The sequence below is a fragment of the Streptomyces sp. NPDC052107 genome, assembly GCF_040680215.1.
GTDB lineage: Bacteria > Actinomycetota > Actinomycetes > Streptomycetales > Streptomycetaceae > Streptomyces.
This window is the reverse complement of record NZ_JBFAWG010000247.1, coordinates 1-2136: the sequence shown is the minus strand read 5'-3', so window position 1 is coordinate 2136 and position 2136 is coordinate 1. Positions and strand designations below refer to the sequence as shown.

Here is a 2136-nt window from a genome sequence, read left to right as displayed (position 1 = left end):
CAGGGCGAGGCCCTGGGCTCGGTCGAGGTCGACGACCCCGAACTCCTGGAACAGAACCGCCATCAGCCTGACGGAGGCACGTGGAACGAGATCATGACCGGCGCCCCAGCTGAACCGGCTTGATCAGGAAACCACGCGCTCCGGTGAAAGAACCGGCTCCGCCCACGCCGCGAAGCCGAAGACCGGGCGCTCAGCAGGTCTGCCGGTGACGTCGTCGACAAGCGTGCGCCGGACTCTCCGGGTCTGACGGACCAGGTAGCGCAGCCCCTCGATGTCGACGACCCCGCAATCCCCGGCATCACGGTCCACGGCAACGCCCTCGACAACGCCGACCTGCCACCCAGCCTTGGTGGCGAGATGCATCCACACCTCAAACGCCCGCTCCGGATCGGCGGCTCGGAAGCTTGACCCCACCTTGGCCACGATCTGCACCGGATCAGGCCGTGCATCCACCGACACGACACTTCCTCTCTCTGGGGCAAGGATCATCGCAGCTCACACCAGCGGCTTCCGAGGCGACTCTCACGTGCTGCTGCGCCATGGTCTGCGGGGCAGCGCCTCGGCAGACCGGAGGATCACGATCCGTCCGGCCCCAAGAACTCCTGGCGGGACGGAGTGGCGGGCGCACTCGCGACAGGCTGAGGGTCACTCGGAACTCGCCTATGAGCGGCAGCTTTGGATGTCATCGTTTCGAGGAGGCTGTCTCCCTCCCGCCGATGACGAGGAGACAGCCTCACTGTCACGTTCTACGGCGTGACCCCAGCTAGGGCGTGTGTCGAAAGTAGCGTCGTCTGCCCGAAGGGCAGGCCCGGCGGTGTCCGGTGCGTGCGATCGCAAGGCGGAGGGTCGCCCCGATACTGGATGTATCGGGGTGATCCCGACAACGCGGCGAGCGTGCGTGCCGGGCACCGCCGGGCAGGCGGGACTTTCGACACACGCCCTAGACCGCAGCGGTCTTCGCGTACCGCACCAGACCGGCCCACGCGCCGCGCGAGAGGGCCAGGGAAGGACCTGCGGGGACCTTGCTGTCACGGACGGCCGCCTTGGGCTCCAGCTCAATGCGCTTGCGCGAGTAGACGGAGAAGCCCTCCGCCACGATCTGCTCGTAGAGACGTTGAAAGAGCCCGTCCGTAGCGAAGACTTGATCGAGAAGGGCGGGAGTCTCCGGCGGAATCCTCCCCGCCGTAGCCTCCAAGCGACTGAGCCTTTTCCGACCTCACGCTGACGCGTGGTGAAGGACAGGAACGGGCTGGATAATCGCGGTGATGCGGTTGGTGCTGCAGCGGAGTTTCCGCAGGAGGCGCCAGCCCTTGAGGGTGGCCATGGCCTGCTCGCCAAGACAACGGATCTTGGCGTGGGTGGTGTTGTGGCGGCGCTTCCACTGCTTGAGGTGGCGCCCTCGAAACGGGACCCGGACGGGCCTGCCGCTGTGTCGGCTTCCGTCCGTTCGCCATCCCGCGCTCACTTCGCTGTCCCGCCGGTTCCGCTCCGCGCTCGCTTCTCAGATCATCTACACGCGCGCCGAAGCGGTCCCGGTTGCAGACCGCCGGGAAAGATTGCCAAGCAGGCGCCAGGCTTCTCCGCCGATCGTCCTCGTGAGGCGTGCGATAGGTTCCCCGCCATGGTCGAACCTGGAACCTTCACCTGGCCGACGACTCCGATACCGACCGAACGGCTCGTGCTCCGCGCGTCCGAGGCCCGCGACCGTACGGTCTTCGTCGAACTGTTCGCCTCGCCCGAGGTGGGCACCTACATCGGCGGCGCCCGGACTCGCGACGAACTTGAACGCGCGATGCCCGAAGTGCCCGGCCGACGCCCCGGCTGTTTCGTGGTCGAACTCGACGGAACGATGATCGGCATGATCACGCTCGACCCCCGCGGCGCCGAACGCCGGGGACACGTCCGCCCCGAGGCCGGAGAGACCGAACTCGGTTACCTGTTCCTGCCCGAGGCGTGGGGACACGGGTACGCCTTCGAGGCGTGCGCGGCGGCACTCAACTGGTTCACCGGCGCACGGCCCGGCGAACCCGTGGTGCTCTCCACCCAGAGCACCAACCACCGGGCGATGCGCCTCGCGGCGAGACTGGGCTTCACCGAGGTCGAACGGTTCGAGGAGTACGGCGCCGAGCAGTGGTT

3 protein-coding genes and 1 pseudogene are annotated in these 2136 nt (G+C 67.5%); 1 reads left to right on the top strand and 3 read right to left on the bottom strand.

The features are described 5' to 3' along the window. Positions 1-123 precede the first annotated feature (123 nt). The 3 genes and pseudogenes from AB0M27_RS47490 to AB0M27_RS47480 all read right to left on the bottom strand — a co-directional run. Positions 124-459: a hypothetical protein gene (locus AB0M27_RS47490; protein ID WP_365732416.1), complete on the bottom strand. Its 336-nt coding sequence runs from the start codon at positions 457-459 to the stop codon at positions 124-126. A gap of 481 nt (positions 460-940) precedes the next feature. Further along, positions 941-1096: a DUF397 domain-containing protein gene (locus AB0M27_RS47485; protein WP_365732415.1), complete on the bottom strand. Its 156-nt coding sequence runs from the start codon at positions 1094-1096 to the stop codon at positions 941-943. A gap of 120 nt (positions 1097-1216) precedes the next feature. Then, a pseudogene (locus AB0M27_RS47480) lies at positions 1217-1417 on the bottom strand (IS5/IS1182 family transposase); the annotation flags it as partial. 204 nt (positions 1418-1621) lie between these two features. On the opposite strand from AB0M27_RS47480, the gene AB0M27_RS47475 reads away from it, so the two are divergent. Further along, positions 1622-2136, top strand: a 515-nt coding sequence (locus AB0M27_RS47475) for a GNAT family N-acetyltransferase (RefSeq protein ID WP_365732414.1), incomplete at its 3' end; no start/stop codon positions are given.